The sequence below is a fragment of the Geodermatophilus maliterrae genome (assembly GCF_041018925.1).
GTDB lineage: Bacteria > Actinomycetota > Actinomycetes > Mycobacteriales > Geodermatophilaceae > Geodermatophilus > Geodermatophilus maliterrae.
Genome location: NZ_JBFNXQ010000086.1, coordinates 1 through 20957, shown reverse-complemented (window position 1 = coordinate 20957; position 20957 = coordinate 1). Strand labels below are relative to the sequence as shown.

At 71.7% G+C, this 20957-nt stretch carries 16 protein-coding genes and 2 pseudogenes; 10 read left to right on the top strand and 8 right to left on the bottom strand.

What is annotated here, in order from left to right:
• Positions 1-62 precede the first annotated feature (62 nt).
• Genes budC through ABQ292_RS20640 form a run of 3 tightly spaced genes read left to right on the top strand, consistent with a single transcriptional unit; the run spans position 63 to position 2250 of the window.
• On the top strand, positions 63-839 hold the full coding sequence (gene budC / locus ABQ292_RS20650) for a meso-2,3-butanediol dehydrogenase (protein WP_369209589.1): 777 nt from the start codon (positions 63-65) through the stop codon (positions 837-839).
• Positions 836-1717 carry an acyl-CoA dehydrogenase family protein gene (locus ABQ292_RS20645; protein ID WP_369209588.1) on the top strand — a complete coding sequence of 294 codons (882 nt, stop codon included), beginning with the start codon at positions 836-838 and terminating at the stop codon, positions 1715-1717. The genes budC and ABQ292_RS20645 overlap by 4 nt, the downstream gene beginning before the upstream one ends.
• Positions 1714-2250 carry a hypothetical protein gene (locus tag ABQ292_RS20640; protein WP_369209587.1) on the top strand — a complete coding sequence of 179 codons (537 nt, stop codon included), beginning with the start codon at positions 1714-1716 and terminating at the stop codon, positions 2248-2250. Before ABQ292_RS20645 ends, ABQ292_RS20640 begins: the two co-directional genes overlap by 4 nt.
• A 222-nt stretch (positions 2251-2472) precedes the next feature.
• Here the strand turns inward: ABQ292_RS20640 and ABQ292_RS20635 are convergent, their stop codons facing one another.
• Entirely contained in the window at positions 2473-2604 is a 132-nt protein-coding gene (locus tag ABQ292_RS20635; protein WP_369209586.1) for a hypothetical protein, read from the bottom strand.
• 15 nt (positions 2605-2619) lie between these two features.
• Between ABQ292_RS20635 and ABQ292_RS20630 the strand changes: the two genes are divergently transcribed.
• Positions 2620-3741, top strand: coding sequence for a Gfo/Idh/MocA family protein (locus ABQ292_RS20630; RefSeq protein ID WP_369209585.1), 1122 nt, complete (start codon positions 2620-2622; stop codon positions 3739-3741).
• A gap of 378 nt (positions 3742-4119) precedes the next feature.
• Positions 4120-4629, top strand: coding sequence for a hypothetical protein (locus ABQ292_RS20625; RefSeq protein ID WP_369209584.1), 510 nt, complete (start codon positions 4120-4122; stop codon positions 4627-4629).
• Between the two features lie 192 nt (positions 4630-4821).
• On the opposite strand, the gene ABQ292_RS20620 is transcribed toward ABQ292_RS20625, so the two are convergent.
• From ABQ292_RS20620 to ABQ292_RS20605, 4 genes are all read right to left on the bottom strand, one after another.
• On the bottom strand, positions 4822-6060 hold the full coding sequence (locus ABQ292_RS20620; protein ID WP_369209583.1) for a serine hydrolase domain-containing protein: 1239 nt from the start codon (positions 6058-6060) through the stop codon (positions 4822-4824).
• 25 nt (positions 6061-6085) lie between these two features.
• The gene (locus ABQ292_RS20615; protein ID WP_369209582.1) at positions 6086-7357 is read right to left on the bottom strand and encodes a lipase family alpha/beta hydrolase; all 1272 of its coding nucleotides are present in this window, start codon (positions 7355-7357) and stop codon (positions 6086-6088) included.
• A 40-nt stretch (positions 7358-7397) separates the two neighbouring features.
• A complete protein-coding gene (locus ABQ292_RS20610) occupies positions 7398-8621 on the bottom strand; it encodes an acyl-CoA dehydrogenase family protein (protein WP_369209581.1) in 1224 nt (407 codons plus the stop codon).
• A gap of 107 nt (positions 8622-8728) precedes the next feature.
• Entirely contained in the window at positions 8729-9328 is a 600-nt protein-coding gene (locus ABQ292_RS20605; protein ID WP_369209580.1) for a QsdR family transcriptional regulator, read from the bottom strand.
• 70 nt (positions 9329-9398) lie between these two features.
• On the opposite strand from ABQ292_RS20605, the gene ABQ292_RS20600 reads away from it, so the two are divergent.
• Complete coding sequence (locus tag ABQ292_RS20600; protein ID WP_369209579.1) at positions 9399-9620, top strand: hypothetical protein; 222 nt, start codon at positions 9399-9401, stop codon at positions 9618-9620.
• 290 nt (positions 9621-9910) lie between these two features.
• Here ABQ292_RS20600 and ABQ292_RS20595 read toward each other — a convergent pair whose 3' ends face one another.
• Positions 9911-10147 (bottom strand): hypothetical protein, encoded by a 237-nt coding sequence (locus ABQ292_RS20595; protein ID WP_369209578.1) that lies wholly within the window; start codon positions 10145-10147, stop codon positions 9911-9913.
• Positions 10148-10566: 419 nt separating this feature from the next.
• Here ABQ292_RS20595 and ABQ292_RS20590 point away from each other — a divergent pair, with 419 nt between their 5' ends.
• The 4 genes and pseudogenes from ABQ292_RS20590 (at position 10567) to ABQ292_RS20575 (ending at position 15675) form a co-directional block, all read left to right on the top strand.
• Positions 10567-12288, top strand: a complete 1722-nt coding sequence (locus tag ABQ292_RS20590; RefSeq protein ID WP_369209577.1) for a purine-cytosine permease family protein — start codon at positions 10567-10569, stop codon at positions 12286-12288.
• Between the two features lie 535 nt (positions 12289-12823).
• Positions 12824-13270, top strand: a pseudogene (locus ABQ292_RS20585) (acetamidase/formamidase family protein); the annotation flags it as partial.
• A 14-nt stretch (positions 13271-13284) separates the two neighbouring features.
• Positions 13285-14039 (top strand): annotated as a pseudogene (locus ABQ292_RS20580) (acetamidase/formamidase family protein).
• An 811-nt stretch (positions 14040-14850) separates the two neighbouring features.
• Positions 14851-15675, top strand: coding sequence for a Rieske 2Fe-2S domain-containing protein (locus ABQ292_RS20575; protein ID WP_369209576.1), 825 nt, complete (start codon positions 14851-14853; stop codon positions 15673-15675).
• A 491-nt stretch (positions 15676-16166) separates the two neighbouring features.
• Here ABQ292_RS20575 and ABQ292_RS20570 read toward each other — a convergent pair whose 3' ends face one another.
• Positions 16167-18344, bottom strand: a complete 2178-nt coding sequence (locus ABQ292_RS20570) for a glutamine synthetase III family protein (RefSeq protein WP_369209575.1) — start codon at positions 18342-18344, stop codon at positions 16167-16169.
• An 825-nt stretch (positions 18345-19169) separates the two neighbouring features.
• Complete coding sequence (locus tag ABQ292_RS20565; protein ID WP_369209574.1) at positions 19170-20312, bottom strand: FUSC family protein; 1143 nt, start codon at positions 20310-20312, stop codon at positions 19170-19172.
• Positions 20313-20957 lie beyond the last annotated feature (645 nt).

The following is a 20957-nucleotide window of genomic DNA, read 5'->3' as shown; positions in this document are numbered from 1 at the left end:
GGAGGGCCTCGCGCTCGCCGCCGAGAACCTCAGGGCCGCCGCGGACAAGGCGTAGGACGCCGGTGGCCACGCCAGGGCGGGCGGACCGCGACGGGGCTCCCGTCGCGGTCGTCACCGGCGCCGGTTCGGGGATCGGCCGGGCGACCGCGCTGCGGCTGGCCGCGGACGGGTTCCGGGTCACCCTGGTCGGTCGCCGCCGGCCGGCGCTGGAGGAGACCGCCGACCTCATCGGTACCCCTGACCCGCTGGTCACCGTCTGCGACGTCACCGACGCCGGTGCGGTCACCGCCATGGTCGCCGCCACCGACCGCGCGTTCGGGCGCATCGACGTCGTGGTGAACAACGCCGGGATCTCGCTCACCTCGGCGTTCGACCGGGTGACCCTGACCGCCTGGCGTGAAGTGATGGCCGCCGACGTGGAGTCGGTCGTGCTGGTCACTCAAGCCGCGCTGCCATTCCTCCTGGAGCGCGGCGGGAGCGTCGTCAACGTCGCGTCGGTCGCGGGCCTCGGCGGCGACCCGGGCATGACCGGTTACAACGCGGCCAAGGGCGCGCTCGTCAACCTGACCCGGTCGCTGGCGGTCGAGCTCGCCGCCCGGGGGGTGCGGGTCAACGCCGTCGCCCCGTCGCTGACCTCGACCGACGCAACCGCGGACATCCCGGCCGAGGACGTCGCGGAGTTCCTCCGGCGCATCCCCATGGGACGAGCCGCCGAACCCGCCGAGGTCGCCGACGTCATCTCCTTCCTGGCCGGCCAGGACGCCCGGTTCGTCACCGGAGTGGTCCTCCCGGTCGACGGAGGGCTCCGGGCCGGCAGCGGCCAACCCCCGCACCGATGACCGCCGGGTCGTCCCGCCCGGACAACCCGTCCACCGATGAACGAGGAACCGGACCGAGGACATGGCCGGACCGCCGTTCGACCCGGACCGCGTCGCAACCCGGGTCGCCGTCATCAGCGGGGTCGCTGCGGGCAGGGCCGACAGTTCGCCGTCGACGCCAGGGAGGGGGCGACATCATCGGCTTCGACATCTGCGAGGACATCCCGGAGGCCAGGGCGATGGCGACCGAGGCCGACCCTCGAGGAGACCCGCACCGCGGTCGAGGCCGCAGAAAGGCCGGATGGTGGCCGAGCCGCACCCGCAGCGGCGCCGCGTGGCACGCGGGCGGCTGCCAGATGGGCGCCTTCGAGGCCGCGCTGGCCTACGCCGAGGATCGGGTGCAGATCGGCCGGCCGATCGCCGGGTTCCAGTTGATCCAGGACCTCACCGCCCGCATGGCCGGCAACGTCACGGCCAGCCTCGGCATAGCCGTGCGCGTGGCCCGGTCTCAGGAGGAAGCCGCCTCCACGACGACCACGCCGCCCTGGCCAAGAGCTTCGTCACCAGTCGTGGCCGGGAGACCGTCGCCTGGGCGGGAACTGTTCGGCGGCAACGGCATCCTGCTCGACCGCGACGTCATCCGGTACTCAACGACGCCGAGGCCCTGCCCTCCTACGAGGCACCCGGGAGATCACCAATCTCATCGTCGGCCATGCGCTCACCGGGCACAGCGCCCTCGTGTGACCGCCACTCAGCGTCCACCACCTGGGAGCCCCGCCCGGGGACCTCGAACGGACGACCCGGACGGTGGCACGCGACGCGGCGGCGTGCGGCCGTCTCGTCCGGGTCGAGCCCCCGGGCGGACGACCGAGACGACCAGCGGAGGAGCGCCAGGATGACTGCCCCCGGATCCGGGTCCACGTCCCCACTGCACGAGGGCCCACCGGCCGGAGTGGGGTCGGGCCCCAGCCGCAACCCCGCCAGCGCCGTGTACGGCACCGTGCTGGCCGGGTCGCTGATCGCCACCGAGGGAGCCCGTGACTCCGTCGACGTCCCCCGGATGCTCGTCCTGGTCCTGGTGACCCAGCTGGTGTACTGGCTGGCCCATGTCTACGCCGACCTCGTCGGCCAGCGCATCCGCACCGGCCGCCGTCCCCACCGGGCCGACGTCCGTGAGTTGCTGCGCGAGGAGTGGTCGCTGGTCGCCGCCTCATACGGCCCGCTGATCGCCGTGGGCGCCGCGCACCTGCTCGGCTTCCGGGCGAACACCGCCGTGCTGGCCGGGCTCTGGGCGACCACCGCCGTGCTGGTCCTGTGGTCGGTGGTCGCCGGTCGGCGCGGCCGGATGCGCGGAGCCGAACTGGCGCTGTACGCGGTCCTCAGCGGGGCCTTCGGTTGCGCGCTGGTCGCGCTGAAGACGCTGCTGCACTGACCGGGGTCCCGGACCTCGATCCGTCAGTCCGGCAGCTGTGGCCGTTCGCCGAGGACGTCGACGTAGAGGGCGTGGCGCAGGGCCGGCTCCCGCGGGTCGTCCCGGAGCCGGAAGCCGCTCCGGTTCATCGGGTAGGCAAAACGCTCTCCCGGTCAGGCAGTCCGACGGGACCACCGAGGACGGCGCGTCGGCACACGAGACCACAACCGAGGTTAGTTTGTCCTAACAAAATTTTGACACCTGCTGAGGTGCGGCGCACAGTGCGGAGGCGCTCAGCAGGACGACGCTCAGGACGGAGTGCGCCGTGGAGAACACCGCTGACGTGGTGGTGATGGGCCGCAGCGGCGCGAGCACGGCGGAGGAGGTCGTATGAGCGCGCCACCGGTGCGGATCGGTCTGGTCGGCTACGGCAAGGGTGGCCGTCTCTTCCACGCTCCGCTCATCCGGCACGCCGAGGGCTGCGTGCTCGGCGGCATCGTGGTCCGGTCGCCGGAACGGCGCGCCGCCCTGGCCGCCGACTTCCCCGACGTTCCGGTCGCACGCAGCCTCGGCGAGCTGGCCGACGTCGGCGTGGACGCGGTCGTGGTCACCACACCGCTGGACTCCCACCTGCCCCTCGTGCGTGAGGCGGTGGAGCTGGGGATGCCCGTCGTCTGCGACAAGCCGTTCTCCCGTGAGGCCGCAGCGGCGCGGGAGACCGTGCTCGCCGCCGAGCACGCCGGCGTCCTGCTGACGGTCTACCAGAACCGGCGGTGGGACGCGGACTTCCGGACCGTCCAGCAGGTCGTCACCGCAGGCGTGCTCGGTGAGGTGCTGCTCTTCGAGTCCCGGATGGAGCAGCCGCCGCAGCCGGAGGGCCTCCCGGTCACCGGCGGTGGCGCGCTGCTGGACCTGGGCAGCCACGCGATGGACCAGGCACTGCACCTCTTCGGCCCGGTCCGATCGGTCTACGCCGAGGTCGGCATGGCGCCGGGTGGAGACGCGTTCGACGAGAGGTTCTTCGTGGCTCTGCGGCACGACGGTGGGGTGACCTCGCACGTGACGGGCAACTGGGCGCGGCAGGGCGACGTCGGCCCGCGCTTCCGGGTCGACGGCGCCCACGCCACCCTGGTCGTCCCTGACGACGACGGGCAGACCGCGCGGTTGACCGCCGGCCGGACACCCGAGTCGGAGGGAGCCGCGTGGGGCACGGTCCCCGAGAGCCGGTGGGGCGCTGTACACCGCAGCGGCGTCGCCGTCCCCGTGCCCTCGCAGCGAGGCGACTGGAGCGCCTTCTACGCCGGCTTCGCCCGCGCCGTCCGAGGGGACGGACCGCCCCCGGTCGATCCCTGGGACGCCGTCACCAGCCTCGAGGTGCTCGATGCCGCACGGGCCAGCGCGGCTACAGGTCAGGTACTCGAGCCCGGTGCCACCAGCCGAAGAACGACGGCGCCTGTGGATCCGTCGAGAGCCTCCGTCGGGTCGGCCCTGGAGGGCGATCGCCCGTCGTAGCCGAGCCGCTGCAGCCTCACGGCGACGGCCGGTCCGCACCCTTCACCGTCCTCGAGTGACCCCGGGTCGACGACGAGTCCATGACCAGCGGGCTCGGTTCTGCGGGCTCAGTTCGGCGCGCACGCGTGGGGCGGCCTCGGTGCTCAGCAGTCCGATCGACTTCAGGACCTCGGCGGTAGGGCAGGCCACCGATGTCCATCTGGAGGAAGTGACGGGTGCGGCCGGCGTGGGCATGTACCCGGTCCGCAATCGGTGCCGCTGCCAGCGGCACCAGCAGGAGACCGAGGAGGACCCGTGGACCGTGCAGGCGCCCTGCCCGGTCGGCGCGCGGCGTCGGTCATCCGTCGACGTACCGAACGCCGCAGACCGTGGACCCGGATGGGGACCGTGGGCGCCGCCGCGCACGTCTTCTACGAGCTCCTGTCCGGGGTCGCGATGCCCTTCGCCTCCCGGACGGGTCCCCGAGCCGCGGCGACGTTCTGGGCGGGCAGCACGATGACCGCCTACCACCAAGCCGCCCGGCAGCCGGAGGCGCGCGACAACGTGTTCGCCGCCCTCAACGGCCTCTACCTGTCTGCCGTGATCGCGCACTTCCTCAGCTGGCCCAGGACGACGCGGAGGGGCCTGCCGTGGCTGATCGAGTGCGAGGGGCTCACCGGGCCGGTCATCGCGCCCTACAACGTGATCCTCCACGTCTCCGCCGCCGCCGCGATCGGGGGGCTGATCGAGAACCGCCGTGGCCGGGCGTGGGGGGCGCTGGTCCCGGTGGTGACCGTGCCGTGGCTGCTCCGTGAGCAGCGGCGGGAGTTCGGCCGCCTCCTCGTCCAGGCCCAGACGCACCCCGGCTGGTGGAACCGCCGGCTCAGGAGCCGGGTCACGCCCGCCTGAACCGGCCCAGGTCCACCTCCCGGTCGCGCTCGGTCGGGTGTGGCACGAGGCTCGGCGGCGTTCTGCTGCAACGGGTTTCACAGGGCGCGGCCGACCGCGACGTCGACGCAGCGCTGCCACGAGAAGCGCTGGCCCGAGCCGTCGAGGACCACGCCGCGACCGCGGGGTCCCGGCCGGGAAGGCCAACCCCCCTCAGTCCGGCAGCTGTGGCCGTTCGCCGAGGACGTTGACGTAGAGGGCGTTGCGCAGGGCCAGCTCCCGCGGGTCGTCCCAGAGCCGGAAGCCGCTCCGGTTCATCGCGTAGGCGAAACCGATGCCGGTGTCCGGGTCGGCGAACCCGAAGGAGCCGCCGGTTCCCATGGTCCCGAAAGCCCGATCGGCGGAGGAGCCGAAGCGGAACTGCGGGAACGGCTTGATGTAGCCCAGGGAGTAGTGGGTCTCGACCCGGAGGACGAGGTCCTTCGTCCCGCCGCTGGGCGGCGCCGCGGGCCGGGTCAGGGCACCCAGGGTCACCGGGTCCAGCCCCAGCGCCGCCCCGCCGGTTGCGAGCTCGCCGTAGAGGCGCGAGACCGCGCGGACCTCGCCGGTGCCGTTGGCGGCCGGGATCTCCGGGGCCAGCACGTCGGCCCGGTTGTAGTTGTCGATGACCCCCAGGACAGCGGGGTTCTTGAACGCCCGCCCGGTCAGGCTCCGCGGGTTGAGGAAGCCGAGGACGAACGCCGGCGGCATCTGCCGCAGGTGCAGGACGAGCTCGGCCGGCTTCCAGCCGTGGATGACCGCCCGCCGGTCGGGGTCGAGGTCGACCGGGAGACCGAAGAAGAAGTCCAGCTGCAGCGGTCCGGAGATCTCCTCGGCGAAGAACTGCCCGAGGGTCCGCTGCTGGGGATCGATCCGGCGCAGCAGTTCGCCCTCGTACCAGCCGAGGGAGATGCCGTGGTACCCGTGCTGGGTCCCCGGCGCCCAGCCGGGTGCCTGCGCGGCGAGGGCGTCGGCCATGACGGCCCGGTCGGCCAGGTCGGTGACCGACAGCGGGCGGTCGATGACGGCCAGGCCCGCCTGGTGGGACAGCAACTGGCGGACGGTGACGTCCTCCTTGCCCGCCTGCGCGAACTCGGGCCAGTAGTCGGCCACCGCTCGGTCGTGGTCGAGCAGGCCGCGGGCGTGCGCCACCGCCATCGTCGCGGCCGCGACTCCCTTGGAGGTGGAGAACATCGTGACGACGGTGTCGCTCTCCCAGGGCTTCCGTGCGACGCCGTCCCGGTAGCCACCCCACAGGTCGACGACCTTCCGGCCGTTCCGGTGGACGACGCAGGCGGCGCCGATCTCGCCGCGTTCGGCGAAGTTCCGGCGGAACGCGTCGGCCACCGCGCCGTAGCCCTCGTCCACGTCGCCGTGCACGAGGTCCGGCGCGACGTCCACCTTGAGCACCATCGACCGTCCTCTCCTCCTCGGGTGACTACGCGCCGGCGGGCGCCGGGGGGCGCGGACCCTCGGGTCGGGTGTCCAGCCACGACCGGATCCGGTCGTAGACGTGCGGGTGGTTGAGCAGGTCGAAGTGGTGCAGTCGGCCCAGCCGGTGGACGTGGTCGGGCGGGAAGGGGAGCCGGTCGTCGTCGCCGGAGTCGCCGGTGGCGCTGCGCGGCGGCACGAGCAGGTCACCGAGCAGGTCGGCGGTCCGCGCCGTGGGGTCGGCGGCCAGGGTGCCCAGGACGACGAAGTGCCGGGCGCCGTCGTGCAGCGGCACGTGCGTGTGTCGGCCCGGCGTGCGGTCGTCCAGGTCCCGGCCGGACCAGTCGTCCTCGACCAGCGTGCCCCGGCGCAGATCCTTGATGCCGACGCTGCGGGCGGCCAGCACCTTGGCCAGGGGCCGAGTCTCGGGCAGGCGGGCCAGGGTGTGCGTGAGCGCGTGCGCGCCGCGCTCGAGCGGCGCGCCCAGGTGCGGGGTGCCCAGGGTGATGGTGTCCCGGACCAGCCGGGTCCACGGGTGGGCCTCGTCGGTGCCGCCGCGGGCGTTGTGCAGTGCGCTGCGGGCGACAAGTCCGCCCATCGAGTGCCCGATGACGACGACGTCCTGGACCGGGACCGGCCAGGCCTCGACGAGGGCGTCGAGCAGGTCGGCCAGCCGGCGGCCGTTGTCGGAGATGTGCAGCCCGGTGTTGTACCGGAGGAACACCGGCGTCAGGCCGAGGTCCTGCTCGAGCAGGGTGCCGTAGGTGATGCCCGGCCGGCCGTGGTGGCGATCGGACTTGTAGCACCAGGCGCCCTCGGTCTCGGTCAGCCCGTGCAGGAACACGGCCAGCCGGCCGGACGGGTCCGGGAAGGCAGCCGCGATGGCGTCGGCCTCGACCGGCACGGCCTGTCCGGCCTGCCGGACGGTCATCGTGGTGGCCAGGGCCGGGGTCTCACGGTCGAGCAGGTCGCCGTGGGCGCCGTTCAGTATGGCCAGCGCGACACGGGCGGCGGGGGTGTCTTCCAGGGGGCGGCCGTCCACCCGCCGTGACGCGAGTGCGCCGAGGGCGGAGGCGCCGGCGCCGAGGGCGGCTCCGACGGTGCGGTAGGTCAGCCAGGACACGGTGTCGTGGACGACCTGGACCGGTCGGGCGGCCGGGCCGACGCCGGCGAAGGCCCGTCCGGCGATGCCGGCGTGCAGCTCGGAGATCCGGGTGGTCCCGCCGCTCAGCACGAGGCCGGCGAGGCGGGAGACGGCAGTGGCTTCGTCGGTGCGCATGGGGGCTCCTCGTGCAGGGGGTGGAGACGGCGGGTCCGGCTCAGGCGAACGCGCCGACGCCGGTGATGTCGCGGCCGACCAGGAGGGTCTGGATCGTCTCGGTGCCCTCGTAGGTGTGGATGGCCTCGACGTCGGCCAGGTGCCGCATGACGTGGTTGTCGAGCAGGATGCCGTTGCCGCCGAGCAGGTCGCGGGCCTCCAGGCAGATCTGGCGAGCCTTGCTGGTGTTGTTCAGCTTCGCCAGCGACGCGACGGTGTCGTTCAGCTCGCCCTTCTGGTGCAGCTGGGCCAGCCGCATGCAGAACAGCTGCATCCCGACGACCTCCTGCAGCATGTGCACCAGCCGGGCCTGGACCAGCTGGAACTCCACCAGGCGCTTGCCGAACTGGGTGCGCTGCGAGGCGTAGGTGAGCGCGGCGTCGTAGGCGGCGACGGCGTGGCCGAGCGCGCTGAACGCGCACTGGCTGCGGGTGCCGGCGAGCACCTTGCCGGTGTCCTTGAAGCTGCGCGCGCCGGGCAGCCTGTTCTCGGCGGGGATGCGGACGTCGCGCAGCGCGATGTCGGCCTGCCAGACCGCGCGGACCGAGCCCTTGCCGGTGATCACGGTGGCCTCGTAGCCGGGCGTGCCCTTCTCGACCAGGTAGCCGCCGACGCGGCCGTCCTCGCCGCGGGCCCACACCACCACGACGTCGGCGATGCTGCCGTTGCCGATCCACCGCTTGGCGCCGTCGAGCACGTAGGTGTCCCCGTCGCGCACCGCGCTGGTCTCCAGCAGCAGGGAGTCCGAGCCGTGGTCGGGCTCGGTGAGGGCGAAGGCGCCGAGTGCCTCGCAGCGGGCCAGCGCGGGCAGCCACCGCTGCTTCTGCTCCTCGGAGCCGAAGTAGTCGATCGAGCGCATCGTCAACCCCGCCTGCACGCCGGCGAACGTGGCGAGACTGCCGTCCCCGCGGGACAGCTCCATCGCCACCAGACCGGCACTCGCCGCGGTCATGCTCGGCACGCCCGGGTAGTCGATGCCGTCGCTGACCAGCCCGAGCTCGCCCATCCGGCGCACCAGCTCGACGGGGAACTCCGCCCGCTCCCAGAAGCCGTTGATCTCCGGCAGGACCTCATCGTCGACGAACGCCCGGGTCCGCTGCAGGTAGTCGCGCTCCTCGTCGCCGAACTCGGCGGCGATCCCGACGAAGTCCGTCCCCAGGGCCGCACCCACGTCAGGACTGCTCACGTCGGGAGTGCTGACGTCGGGTGTGCTCACGTCGGTCACGTGCGTCCTCGCATCCGCCGGCTCGACGGGACGGCGCGCCGTCCCGCTGGTACCGGGAGCGTGCCCCGACCCCCCGCGGCGTGCAACATGGAGGGGTCGATGTTGCATCAGGTGCGGCGGCCGCCCAGCAGTAGGCGCAGCACGGCCTCGGCGCGGCGCGCCTCGGGCTGCTCGCCGAGCAGCACGTCGAGGTAGGTGTAGGACTCGATGACCCGCACCACGACGTAGGCGAGCTCGTGGGGGTCCATCGGGACGTCGAGGCGGCCGGCAGCCGTCTCTTCCCGCAGCAGGTCCTCGACGGCCTGTAGGAGGCGCGGCTGGAAGCCGGCGGCGCGGTGGGTGAGCAGCCGCATCACGAGGTCGGTGTCGACGGCGAGCAGGTGCTGCATGCCGGGGTTCGCCAGGACGCACTCGATGAACCCGACGATGACCGCGACGGCCCGGTCGGCGGTGGGTGGGACCTCGGACCGCAGTGAGCCCAGGGCCTCGTCGGCCATCGACCACAGCACCTCGACCAGCAACCGCTCCCGCGAGCCGACCCAGCGGTACAGGGTGACCCGGTTGACGCCGAGCTCGGCCGCCAGCGCCCCCATCTCCAGCCGCTCCCCCGCCACGAGGCGCCGGCGGGCCAGCCGCAGCACCTCCGGCGGAACCCGGGGCTCCTCACGGGTGGGTGGCGACGCAGGCGTCGCGGACTCGCTGCTCACCCTCCGAGCATGACAGCGCCGTTCCCGCTCCGGTCCTGCGTGCCCCGGCTGCGCGTGCCACTCTCGCGGCGTGGCGACCACGGAGCGGATGGCCAGTGCGGATTCGGCCTGGCTGCACATGTACCGCCCGACCAGCCTGATGGTCGTCACCTGCGTCTTCTGGTTCGACGAGCCGCTGGACCGGGACCGGGTGGCCGCCGCCTTCGCCGAGCGCCTGGGACCGGCCTTTCCCGCTTCGCGCTGGAGCGCCTGTGGGAGCGATTCAGGGAGGCTGCGGGCGAGGTCCGCCTGAGCGACGAGTTGATAGCCGAGCGCCGCCTGGAAGCCGCCGCGGCCGACCGTGCCGACCTCCGCGACGAGGTCGTCATCGAGCGTGGCTTCGATCCCTCGTCGCAAGGCGGCGGGCCACGCGGCGAGTGATCAGTTGCAGGTCGGCAACAACCTCGAGGCATCGCCGTGGACTCCGGACGCGGCCGCGTCGCCGAGTGAGGCCGTCGTATCACGATGCAGCGGCGAGCCGATCGATCGTGGGCCGTCGGCGCCCGCGGCTCGCGCGGTGACTCCGGCCCGCGGCAGGTGCCCTCAGTCGGCGATCCGCTGACACTCCTGACAGCGGGAGACCGCACGCGCGCCCCGCCAGTCCATGTCGGCGATCGCCGTGACCAGTGTGCCGCAGACTGACGCCGCCAGGCCGTCCACGACCGGCCGGGACACCGCATGCGCCACACTCACGACACCCTCGCCGTCCCGGTCGAGCACGAGGCGGTGGCGCTCCACCGAGGCGACGTGCGCGCCGGTCACATACCCACTGGCCGTCATGTCAGCAGCCTCGCCCTGCCACGTGTCCCGCACATGACGGCCTCCGCGCCGAGGACCTAGAGCGAGTGATCAACTACCCGGCGTTCCGTATCAGCACGCGACCGTCCCATTGCGCCTTCGGGGCCATCAGCCCGGTGTGCCACGCCGCGGATGTCCTCGATGGTCTGCACCAGGTGCGGCGCTGTGATGGCGGGGATCGAGGGCGCAGACGCGGTGTGTCGGTCAGCGCCCATCGGGCCCGTCGCGTCAGCGTCCGGCCATCCTGCGGCGGGTCATGATCGCAACTCGGGGCGCATAAACAATCTCGGGCACTGGCGTAATGCTGGGGACATCGCTCGGCATCACGTCGCCCCCAGCTTTCTGCTGGCACGCAGGGACGCGCGCATTCATCGCTCTCCCGCCTACCCAGGAGAATTCAGATGGCTCAGAGCGAGGCAGTCCACACTCCGCCCCCGGCCGGCCTGTCGCCCCCGGACCACGCCACCGGTCGAAGCGTCGACGCCGCCACCCGGGAGACGCTGGAGGACTACACCCTCCGGTTCGCCCCCCGGCACTACCGGCGGTGGACGCCAGGGGTCGTCGCCATCTCCGCCCTGGGCGGGATCGCCTACCTCGCCGACTTCGCGATCGGCGCCAACATCGGCATCGCCTACGGCACCACCAACGCCCTGTGGGGCATTGCGATCTTCGCCGTCGTCGTCCTGCTGACCGGCTTCCCGCTGGCCTACTACGCAGCCCGCTACAACCTGGACCTCGACCTGGTGACCCGCGGCAGCGGCTTCGGCTACTACGGCTCGGTCGTCACCAACGTCATCTTCGCGACGTTCACCTTCATCTTCTTCGCCCTCGAGGGCGCCATCATGGCCCAGGGGCTGGAACTCGGACTCGGCATTCCGCTGTGGCTGGGGTACGCCCTGTCCACCGTGATCATTTTTCCGCTGGTCATCTACGGCATGAAGGCACTGGCCACGTTGCAGGTGTGGACGACGCCGCTGTGGCTGGTGCTCATGGTCCTCCCCTTCGCCTACCTCGTGATCAGTCATCCGGAGTCGGTCGGGGACTTCTTCGCCTATCAGGGCGAGGACGGCACGGCGCCGAATGTCGGCTCGGCGCTGCTGGCCGCCGGCGTGTGTCTCTCATTGATCGCCCAGATCGCCGAGCAGATCGACTACCTGCGCTTCATGCCGCCCAAGACCGCGGCCAATCGGCGCCGGTGGTGGGCCGCCGTGCTCCTCGCCGGCCCGGGCTGGGTGCTCTTCGGTGCGGCCAAGCAGGTGATCGGCCTCTTCCTGGCCGTGTACCTGATCGCCCACGTCGCCGACGCCGCGGCGATCGCCAACCAGCCGGTGCACCAGTTCCTGGAGATCTACCAGGACCTCGTGCCGGCCTGGCTGGCGATGACCCTGGCCGTCGTCCTGGTGGTGATCAGCCAGGTGAAGATCAACGTCACCAACGCCTACTCCGGGTCGCTGGCCTGGACGAACTCCTTCACGCGGGTCACCGGCCACTACCCGGGCCGGCTGGTCTTCCTCGGCGTGAACCTGCTGATCGCGCTCGTGCTGATGGAGGCGAACATGTTCGACTTCCTCAACACCATCCTCGGCTTCTACGCCAACTGCGGCATCGCCTGGGTCGTGGTGGTGGCCAGCGACATCGCGATCAACAAGTACCTGCTGGGCATCTCCCCCAAGGAGCCGGAGTTCCGTCGCGGCATGCTCTACGCGGTCAACCCGGTCGGCTTCGGGTCGATGCTCATCTCCGCCGGCGTCTCGATCCTGGTGTTCTTCGGGGGCCTCGGTGAGACCCTCCGGCCCTATTCACCGCTGGTGGCGATCGTCCTGGCCCTGGTGCTGCCTCCGATCTTCGCCGTGGCCACCCGTGGGCGCTGGTACCTGCGGCGCACCGACGACGGCATCGATCTGCCGATGTACGACCAGGACGGCAACCCCTCCGACGAGGTGCTCACCTGCCACGTCTGCGGCCAGGACTACGAGCGTCCGGACATGGTCGCCTGTCAGGCGCACGGCGCGCACATCTGCTCCCTGTGCCTGTCGACCGACCGGACCGGCGAACACGTCCTGCCTGAGGAGCAGCCGGCGTCCGCCTCCCCGCCGGCAGTCACCACAGAGCCGGCCCGGTGACCTGCGAGGCATGCGGCGACTGGTCGGTGCCCCGGCACCGTGGCCCCAGCCCTGATCGAGGAGCGCCGGGTGGCCATCGACGTGTACCGGTGCGCTGACCACGGGAGGCTCGAGGAAACCAGCCTTGGGCACCGCACCCGGCAGTGGATCCGCCGCGGCTGCTCCGCCGTGGCGGCCGGGTGGTCACCGCTCCCCGGCTGGCCCGGGTCGGCGGTCCCCTACGCCCCCCGAGCAGGCCTCCTTGCTGGGCTCAGCGCCCATCGAGGGCCGGGTGTCCGGGGTGGCCGACATCCCGAGCCCCTGCCCGACGGTCTACATCCCAACCGGGTTCTCCGACCCGGACGTCGAGCCGTCGGCCGCGGGCCCGGTCCGTATCGACCCGGGCCCCGGGTCGCCGCCGTCCGGCTTCTGATCCGGCGGCCCTGCGGGCGCCGGGGCGCCGTGCCCGTTCCACCTCGACCCCGTTCACCACTGCAACGAAGGAGTTCCCGTGCCCGAGGTCATCTTCGAGGTCCACCGTGATCTCAGTGTGTCGATGCGCGACCAGGTGGTGCCCGGGCACAACCGCTGGCACCCGGACATCCCTCCGGCGGCGACGGTCAAGCCCGGCGCCTCCTACTGGATCGAGTGCAAGGACTGGACCGACGACCAGGTCCGCAACAGCGACGACGCCGACGACATCCGGGACATGAACATCGACCCCTGCCACATGCTCAGCGGTCCGTTCGCCATCGAAGGCGCCGAGCCCGGTGACCTGCTCGTCGTCGACATCGTCGACATCGGGCCGTTCCAGGAACAGCCCTGGGGCTACACCGGGATCTTCGCCAAGGACAACGGTGGCGGATTCCTCACCGACTACTCTCCTCAGGCGTCCAAGGCGATCTGGGACTTCGACGGCATCTGGACCAGCTCCCGGCACGTGCCCGGTGTCCGCTTCATCGGCAACTCCCATCCGGGCCTCTTCGGCTGCGCGCCGTCCCCGGACCTGCTCACCGAGTGGAACCGCCGGGAGCAGGCCCTCATCGACGCCAACCCCGACCGGGTCACCGGCGACGCCCCCGCCCACCCCGGCGACGTCCCCGGGGCACCCCAGGCCCCGCCCTCGCCCTCCCGCCGCTGCCCCAGGACGCGCTGCTCGGCACCCTGTCCGGCAGCGCGTTCGACCAGGCCGCCGCGGTCGCGTGCCGCACCATCCCGCCCCGCGAGCACGGCGGGAACGTCGACATCAAGGACCTTGGCGTGGGCAGCCGGGTCTACATGCCCGTCTACGTTTCCGGCGCCAACTTCTCCATCGGCGACCTGCACTTCGCCCAGGGCGACGGGGAGATCACCTTCTGCGGCGCCATCGAGATGCCCGGCTTCATCGACCTGCACTTCGACCTGATCAAGGGGGGATGGAGCGCTACAAGCAGTCCATGCCGTTCTTCAAGCCCGGCCGCGTCGGCCCGAACTACTCCGAGTTCATCACCTTCGAGGGCATCAGCGTGGAGGACGGCAGGAACTACTACATGAACGCGACCGTCGCCTACCGCCAGGCCTGCCTCAACGCCATCAACTACCTCATGCCCGCCATGAACTGGACCTTCGAGCAGGCCTACCTGTTCCTCGGCGCCGCCCCCATCGAGGGACGCATCGGCGGCGTCGTGGACATCCCCAACAGCGCCGTGTCCCTGAGCATCCCGCTGTCCATCTTCGACCGGAACATCCTCCCCGCGGGCGCCGGCGGCGGCCGCGACCTCACCGCCGACTGATCCGCACCGGTGCTCCGGGCCCCACCGGCCCGGAGCACCGGCCAACCCTCCCGAGAGGAGCACCGTGCCGGTATACGAGTTCCGCTGCCCCCGCTGTGGTTCCCTTCGACCTCCAGCGCTCCCTGCAGGAGGAGCGGCACGCCACGCCCTTGCCCCACCTGCGCGCGGGCCGCCCCACGCAGCTACGCCGTGGGCGGAGGGGTCGGCCTGAGCGGCCCGCTGCGCGGCGCCGGTCAGGCCAACCGCGACCGGGTGGACCGCGCTCGCAGCGGTGCGCCGCGCGTCACCGGCGTCCCGGCGGGGAGGCGGCCCCCCAGGTCCGCGGGGCACGGCCACTGACTTCGCAGTGCTGACGACCTCCGGACCGGGCCGAGGTCCACCGGGTCATCCAGGACCAGCTGTGCCTCGGCATCGTGCGGACGGAGTCCCACCAGCAGGACCGGCAGGTCATCGAACAGCTCCTGGACGCGGGAGCGCAGGGCGTGATCCTCGGCTGCACCGAGGTCGAGCTGCTCGTCGGGGCTGAACACGGTCCCGTCCCGGTCGTCCCGACCACGAGAGTGCACGGGGAGGCGGCGGTCACCGCCGCGCTGAACGGCCTGCCGATCGGATCACCCGTCGCTCGAGCAGATCGGTACCACCGCGCTCACGAGGCGCTGGACGCGAGGTGCTCGTCACGACCTCTGGAAGCCGCGGGTGCACCCGTGGTCGCGGGACGTGACAGTCGGGTAGCCGGACCGGCCGCGGGTAGAGGGCCTGCATGCCTCCACCGGAGCCGTCCCCGCCCGCACCTCCTGCCGAAGGGGAGATGGTGACCGCCGAGCACGAGGGTTCCGTCGTCGCCGTCGCGATGCTCGACGGCACCCTGCACGCCTTCGACGACACCTGCCCGCACGCCGGCTGCTCCCTGGCAGAGGGCGAGCTGGACGGGCGGACCGTCATCTGTCCGTGCCACATGGCCACCTTCGACGTGACGACCGGCGCCGTCGTGGACGGCCCGGCGCCATCCGGGGTGGCCACCTGGTCGGTCACGGTCGCCGACGGAGCGCTCGTCCTCGGGAAGCCGCAGGAGCCCGGGCCGGCCGAACTCGACCGGGAGGGCCACGAGGACGCCGGGCCCTCATCCGCCGCGCGTCCGGACACGGACGTCACCGTCCTCGTGGAGCGCGAACACGAGGCGATGCGCCGCCAGTTCGAGGCCATCGACTCGCTGAGGGATGCACAGGAGCTGACGGCAGCGTGGGCCACCCTGCGCGACCTGCTCGAGATCCACGCGAGCGCAGAGGAGGCCATCCTCTATCCGAAGCTGGCGCGAGCCGCCGACGAGGGAGCCGAAGAGGCCGAGCACGCGGTCCACGACCACAACGAGATCCGCGACAGCATCCGGGCAGTGCAGGAGCACGCGGTCGGCAGCGAGGACTGGCGGCACGCGCTACGGAGGGCCCGCGAGGTCAACGAGGAGCACCTGCAGGAGGAGGAGCGTGACCCCCTGCCCCTCTTCCGCGAGAACACCGACCGGGCGCGCCGGGAGGAGCTCGGCCAGGAGTGGCTGGACTTCCACGAGCAGCACCACCACGCGCGGGGACTGGCCGGAGAGGACGTCGATCCCCGCAGCGTGGTCGAGGGCCGCAGCTGAGCGTCCTCACGCCCATCCCGCTGCGCCGCTCCTCACGGGAGCACGGCTCGGGCACTGGCCACGGAGGACCGGTCCGCGCACCCTCAGCAGGGTCGAACCGCGCCCCGCTCCCGTCGGGCCGTTGACGACGCGACTGGGTGCTCCGGGTCCGCCCGCCCGGGGCACCAGAGCTGTCGGGGCGAGCCCGCATCGTCCTGGCACGAGTCTGGACGCCGCGTCACCCCTGAAGGCTGCCTCGGAGACACCTCGACGCCGACCTGCTGGACAGCCAGCTCGAACGGTTCGGCGGCGCAAACGATCCGATCCCGACCTGCGCCAGCGACCCCACCGCCGCGGCAGCCGCACCCCGCCGGCACCGGCGGACCACCGGCGCCCCCGGACACCGCTGAGCACGCCGGGCGGACGCGCCGCACCGGCCCGCCACAAGCCCGCCTCCATCGCCGGTCCCGTGGCACTCGGCCCGACGCGCTCGAGCGCAGCGTCGTGTCTGATCAGAGGATGTAGAGCATCTCCTGATAGGTCGGCAGGGGCCACAGGTCGTCGGCGACCAGGCCCTCGAGCACGTCGACCGCGGCCCGCACCGCCGCCATCGCCGGCAGCAGTGCGTCCTGCGCGTGCTGCGCCTCGTCCATCGCCGTCTCGCCGTGGTGCTCGCCCAGTGCCGAGCGCAGACCGGCCAGCGCCACCCGCAGCTCGGTCAGCGGACGGGTGGCCTCGTCCAGCGCCGACGTGTCGGCCTCCACGCCGGCGGCTCTGAGCGCCCCGATGTTCTGCGCGACCTCGGTCTGGTGACGCACCGCCGCGGGGAGGACGGACGTCGTCCCGATCTCCAGGGTCAGGCGCGCCTCCACGCCCACGGTCAGCGCGTAGTGCTCGAGCCCGACCTCATACCGGCTGTGCATCTCCTGCTCGCTGAACACCCCGTAGATGCTGAACAGCTCCATCGCCGACTCCGAGACCAGCTCGGGGAGCGCATCCAACGTCGTCCTCAGGTTCGGCAGCCCACGCGCCGCCGCCTCGACCTGCCAGTCGTCGGAGTAGCCGTCACCGTTGAAGACGACGGCGCCGTGGTCGGTGATGATCTCCTCGAGGAGCTTCTGCACCGCGACGTTGAACTCGGTACCGGCGGCGACGGCGGTCTCCAGCTCCGTGGCGATGTGGTCCAGCGCCTCGGCCATGATCGTGTTGATCGTGACCATCGGGCCGGCGACCGTCTGCTGCGAGCCGGGGGCCCGGAACTCGAACCGGTTGCCGGTGAACGCGAACGGGCTCGTCCGGTTCCGGTCGCCGGGGTCGGTCGGCAGGACCGGCAGGGTGTCGACGCCGATGATCAGCGTCCCCTTCTCCTTCGACGACGTGGCCCCGCCCTTGGCCACCTGGTCGAAGACGTCGGCGAGCTGGTCCCCGAGGAAGATCGAGATGATCGCCGGGGGTGCCTCGTTGGCGCCGAGGCGGTGGTCGTTGCTCGCCGAGGCGACCGAGGCCCGGAGCAGACCGCTGTACCTGTGCACCCCGCGGATCACCGCGGCACAGAACACCAGGAACTGCGCGTTCTCGTGGGGGGTGTCCCCCGGCAGCAGCAGGTTGCCCTCCGTGGCGTTGCCGAGGGAGAAGTTGACGTGCTTGCCCGAGCCGTTGATGCCCTCGAACGGCTTCTCGTGGAAGAGGCACTCCATGCCGTGCTTCCGCGCCAGCCGCTTGAACGTCGTCATCAGCAACTGCTGGTGGTCGGCGGCCACGTTCCCGCGCTCGAACATCGGGGCGATCTCGAACTGCCCGGGGGCGACCTCGTTGTGCCGGGTCTTGGCCGGGATACCGAGCTTGAACAGCTCCCGCTCGGTGTCCATCATGAAGCCCAGCACGCGCTCGGGGATGGCCCCGAAGTAGTGGTCGTCGAACTCCTGCCCCTTGGGCGGCTTCGCGCCGAACAGGGTGCGGCCGGCGTTGAGCAGATCCGGCCGGGCCAGGAAGAAGTGCCGGTCGACCAGGAAGTACTCCTGTTCGGGGCCGCAGTAGGACACCACCGCGTCCGGCGCGGCGTGCCCGAACAGGCGCAACACCCGCTCGGCCTGTCTGGCCATCGACTGCTGAGAGCGCAGCAGCGGGGTCTTGTGGTCGAGAGCATCGCCGTTCATCGAGACGAAGACCGTCGGGATGCAGAGGGTGTTGCCGTTGGCGCTCTCCAGGACGTAGGCCGGGCTGGTGACGTCCCAGCCGGTGTACCCGCGGGCCTCGAAGGTGTTGCGCAGCCCGCCGCTGGGGAAGCTGGAGGCGTCCGGCTCGCCCTGGGCCAGGGTCTTGCCGGCGAACTCGGCCAACGCCGATCCGTCGCCGGCTGGTTCCAGGAAGCTGTCGTGCTTCTCCGCGGTCAGCCCGGTCAAGGGATAGAAGACGTGGGCATAGTGCGTCGCCCCCTTCTCCATCGCCCAGTCCTTCATCGCCGCGGCGACGGCGTCGGCGACCAGCGGGTCCAGGCGCGCGGCGTGGTCGATGGTGGCGAGCACGGACTTGTAGACCGCCTTGGGCAACCGCTTCTGCATCTCGGCCTTGCTGAAGACGTTGGCGCCGAAGACCTCACCCGGGGTCTCGCCGGCCGTGAAGCTCACGGCTGGGGGCGCATAGGCCTCGACGCCCTTGATGGCCTGCGTACGAACGGCGTTCCCGCTCACGGCGGCTCCTCTGGGATGGCGGTGCGTTCCGCGGGAACCCCGGCAGAACCCGACGCCACCAACCTAGGAACGCCCCGCACCGAGGGCGTTTCGCGCCAGTGAACACCGGGCTCGCGATGAGTGCCGCCACTGCTTGGCACTTGAGACGACGGCCGGCGCTCCGGTTGTGCTCGACGTCGCCGAGGTCAGCGGAACAGTTCCGGTCGCGAGCTCGCCGAGCATCGCCACGGACAGAATGCCTGTGTTACATCTGCGTAACACAGGCGTGTCAATGCAGCGTTCGGGAAAACTGGCGACCATGCCGGAGGACTGGCGGAACCAGCTCGAACTCCACTCCCTGGGCACGTGCATGAGAGCGTGCCTGGTCTATGAACTGGTCGCCCAACGCGTGGCCGGTCAACCGGTCGAAGTCACCACGGCAGCACTGCGATCCGCGGCCCGGGCTGAGGGACTGGACACCCGCCAATCCTGGATCGGCGCGGCCGCGTTGCAGATGAGCCGGGAGAGCAGCCCTGCACGCCCGTGACCGCTATGCGCCGTCACCGTCCCGGGACGGCGCGAATGCCGGACTCGGCCGCGGCCGACTGCGCGCGGAACCGGTCTCCGGAGGTGGCCGCCCAGCTCCGATCCGCCAGCGCTCCTGACAACGGGGGACAGCACGCGCGTCAGCCCAAGCCATCACGGTGATCGCGGTGACCAATGAGATTTTCCCACCAGGAATCTGAACCCCGTTGAAGGGCGCAGTTGGCGTCGCTGGTCAGCGTCCCGGGCGTGTGCCGGGGAGTGGACTTGCTGCTGTTCGAGGAAGCCGCCTGCGACGACTGGCTAGGCCAGGCCAGGCCGGTGGCCCGTAGCGGAGATGACCGGTGTACGCCTGGCTTCTGGGTTCACCTCATCGGGGTGGCGTGCGGCGGCGGCGATCTCGACGCGGAGCCGGTCGATGGACGTCAGCAGGGCGCCGTGTTGTTTCCATGCGGCCTGGTCGATCTGGGGGGCGACGGTGAGGAGGGTGTTGATCCGGTGGCGCTGGTCGTCCAGCTCGGCGAGGTGGGCCTCGACGGCGAGTCGGGCGGCGTCCGGGTTGGCGCCGGTGGCGATGGGGGTGACGCTGTGGAGCGCGGCCGCGGCGGTGGTCAGTAGGTCGGCCAGCGCGGCGCGCTGTTCGCTGGTGTAGGCCGCGGACTGCTCGGCGGGGGGCATGAAGTAGGTGCGGTCGAGGACCGCGCGCGCCAGCGTGCGCAGAGTCAGGTGGCAGCGTTCCAGCCCGGTCAAGGTGGTGCGCAGCCGCGGTTGGGCGTCGCGGGCGCTGCGGGCATGGGGGTGGAGCCGGGCGCTCTCCTCGACCCGGGCCACGGTCAGATCCGCGCGGAGCACCTCGTCGCGGACGGCACGGGCCTGGGTGAGCCAGTAGTCGGCCGTCGACCGAGACCAGGGGCCGCGCAAGCCGTCGGCGAAGTCCCGGGCAAAATCCGCCATCCGTTCGGCGAGCTCACCGATGGCCTCGCCGGCCGGCTGCAGGTACAGCGGAGGCGCGACGAGCACGCTGACGGTGATCCCGACCAGCGCGCCGAGCAGCGCCTCGGTCACTCGTGTCAGCGCGAGCGCGCCGCCGGCGCTGACTTCGAGCAGGAGCATCGCGGTGATCGGCGCCTCGAACAGATGCGGGCCCAGCCGCAGGAGCCGGCCGACGACCAGGGAACCGGCGACCACGACGCCCAGACTCCACCAGGTGAGCCCGACGACGTTGGCTACGCCGACGGCCACCAGCACTCCGGCGAGCACGCCGCTGATGCGGCCCAGCCCGTGCATCAGGGTCTTGTACAACGTCAGCTGCACCACCAACAGCGCCATCAGCGGTGCGACGATCGGGTGCTCGCTCAGGTGCAGCACCTCGGCCAGCAGATAGGCCGCGACCACCGCCAGCGTGGCCTTGGCCGTCCGCAGGCCGGGAATCCGGCCCCGGCGCACCAGCGTGGAGCGAACTCGGTCGCGCAGCCGTGCGGATGCTCCGAGCATGAGATGCCTCCAGCTCAGGTCGAGAAATGACAAGGCGGAGGACGGCGTCGTCCAAATCCGTTCGGGGCGGCGGAGCCGCTGGTCGGCAGTGGCCCCGCCAGCCAGGCTGGCGGATCAGCTGTCCGCCGGGCCGGACTAGGCGAGTTGACCGCGATCACGGGCAGTCGTCGAGGCGGCGCCGGATGCGCCGAAGCAGGCCCTGGATTTGCTTGGTCGCCGTGTCGGCATGCCGTCCTTCCCGGTGCTCTGCCGCGTCGTCGCGGGAGTTCGGGAGCTAGGCCTCGCCCGTGCGTTCCAGCGTCACCCAACCCCGTGTCCATCGCGTAACGCTCCCCAGTGACTGTTCTCACCCTCGTGGCCGCGATGTGCAGCCTGCCTGGGCCCCGGCTACCGACCGAGCTAACCCGGTGGCTGTACTTCGGCATCTCACCAGTAGTCCGCACCAGCTCGAAGGGTGCGGTCGGCGCCGCTGGTCAGGGCTGCGGCCAGTCGTTGGCGACTCCGATCACGGCTACTCGGTGCGGGTCCCGCCACGTGGCACTCGCCACCAACGCTGGCATATGCGCCCGACCTGCAGCGATGCCCCTTGGGCCGTCC

Bases quoted from the DNA above. Each gene is read 5' to 3' on its own strand.
- ABQ292_RS20620 (WP_369209583.1), bottom strand. From the start codon at position 6,060: ATGGTGCTCAAGGTGGACGTCGCGCCGGACCTCGTGCACGGCGACGTG.
- ABQ292_RS20630 (WP_369209585.1), top strand. From the start codon at position 2,620: ATGAGCGCGCCACCGGTGCGGATCGGTCTGGTCGGCTACGGCAAGGGT.
- ABQ292_RS20595 (WP_369209578.1), bottom strand. From the start codon at position 10,147: ATGACGGCCAGTGGGTATGTGACCGGCGCGCACGTCGCCTCGGTGGAG.
- ABQ292_RS20640 (WP_369209587.1), top strand. From the start codon at position 1,714: ATGACTGCCCCCGGATCCGGGTCCACGTCCCCACTGCACGAGGGCCCA.
- ABQ292_RS20615 (WP_369209582.1), bottom strand. From the start codon at position 7,357: ATGCGCACCGACGAAGCCACTGCCGTCTCCCGCCTCGCCGGCCTCGTG.
- ABQ292_RS20625 (WP_369209584.1), top strand. From the start codon at position 4,120: ATGGGGACCGTGGGCGCCGCCGCGCACGTCTTCTACGAGCTCCTGTCC.
- ABQ292_RS20590 (WP_369209577.1), top strand. From the start codon at position 10,567: ATGGCTCAGAGCGAGGCAGTCCACACTCCGCCCCCGGCCGGCCTGTCG.
- ABQ292_RS20645 (WP_369209588.1), top strand. From the start codon at position 836: ATGACCGCCGGGTCGTCCCGCCCGGACAACCCGTCCACCGATGAACGA.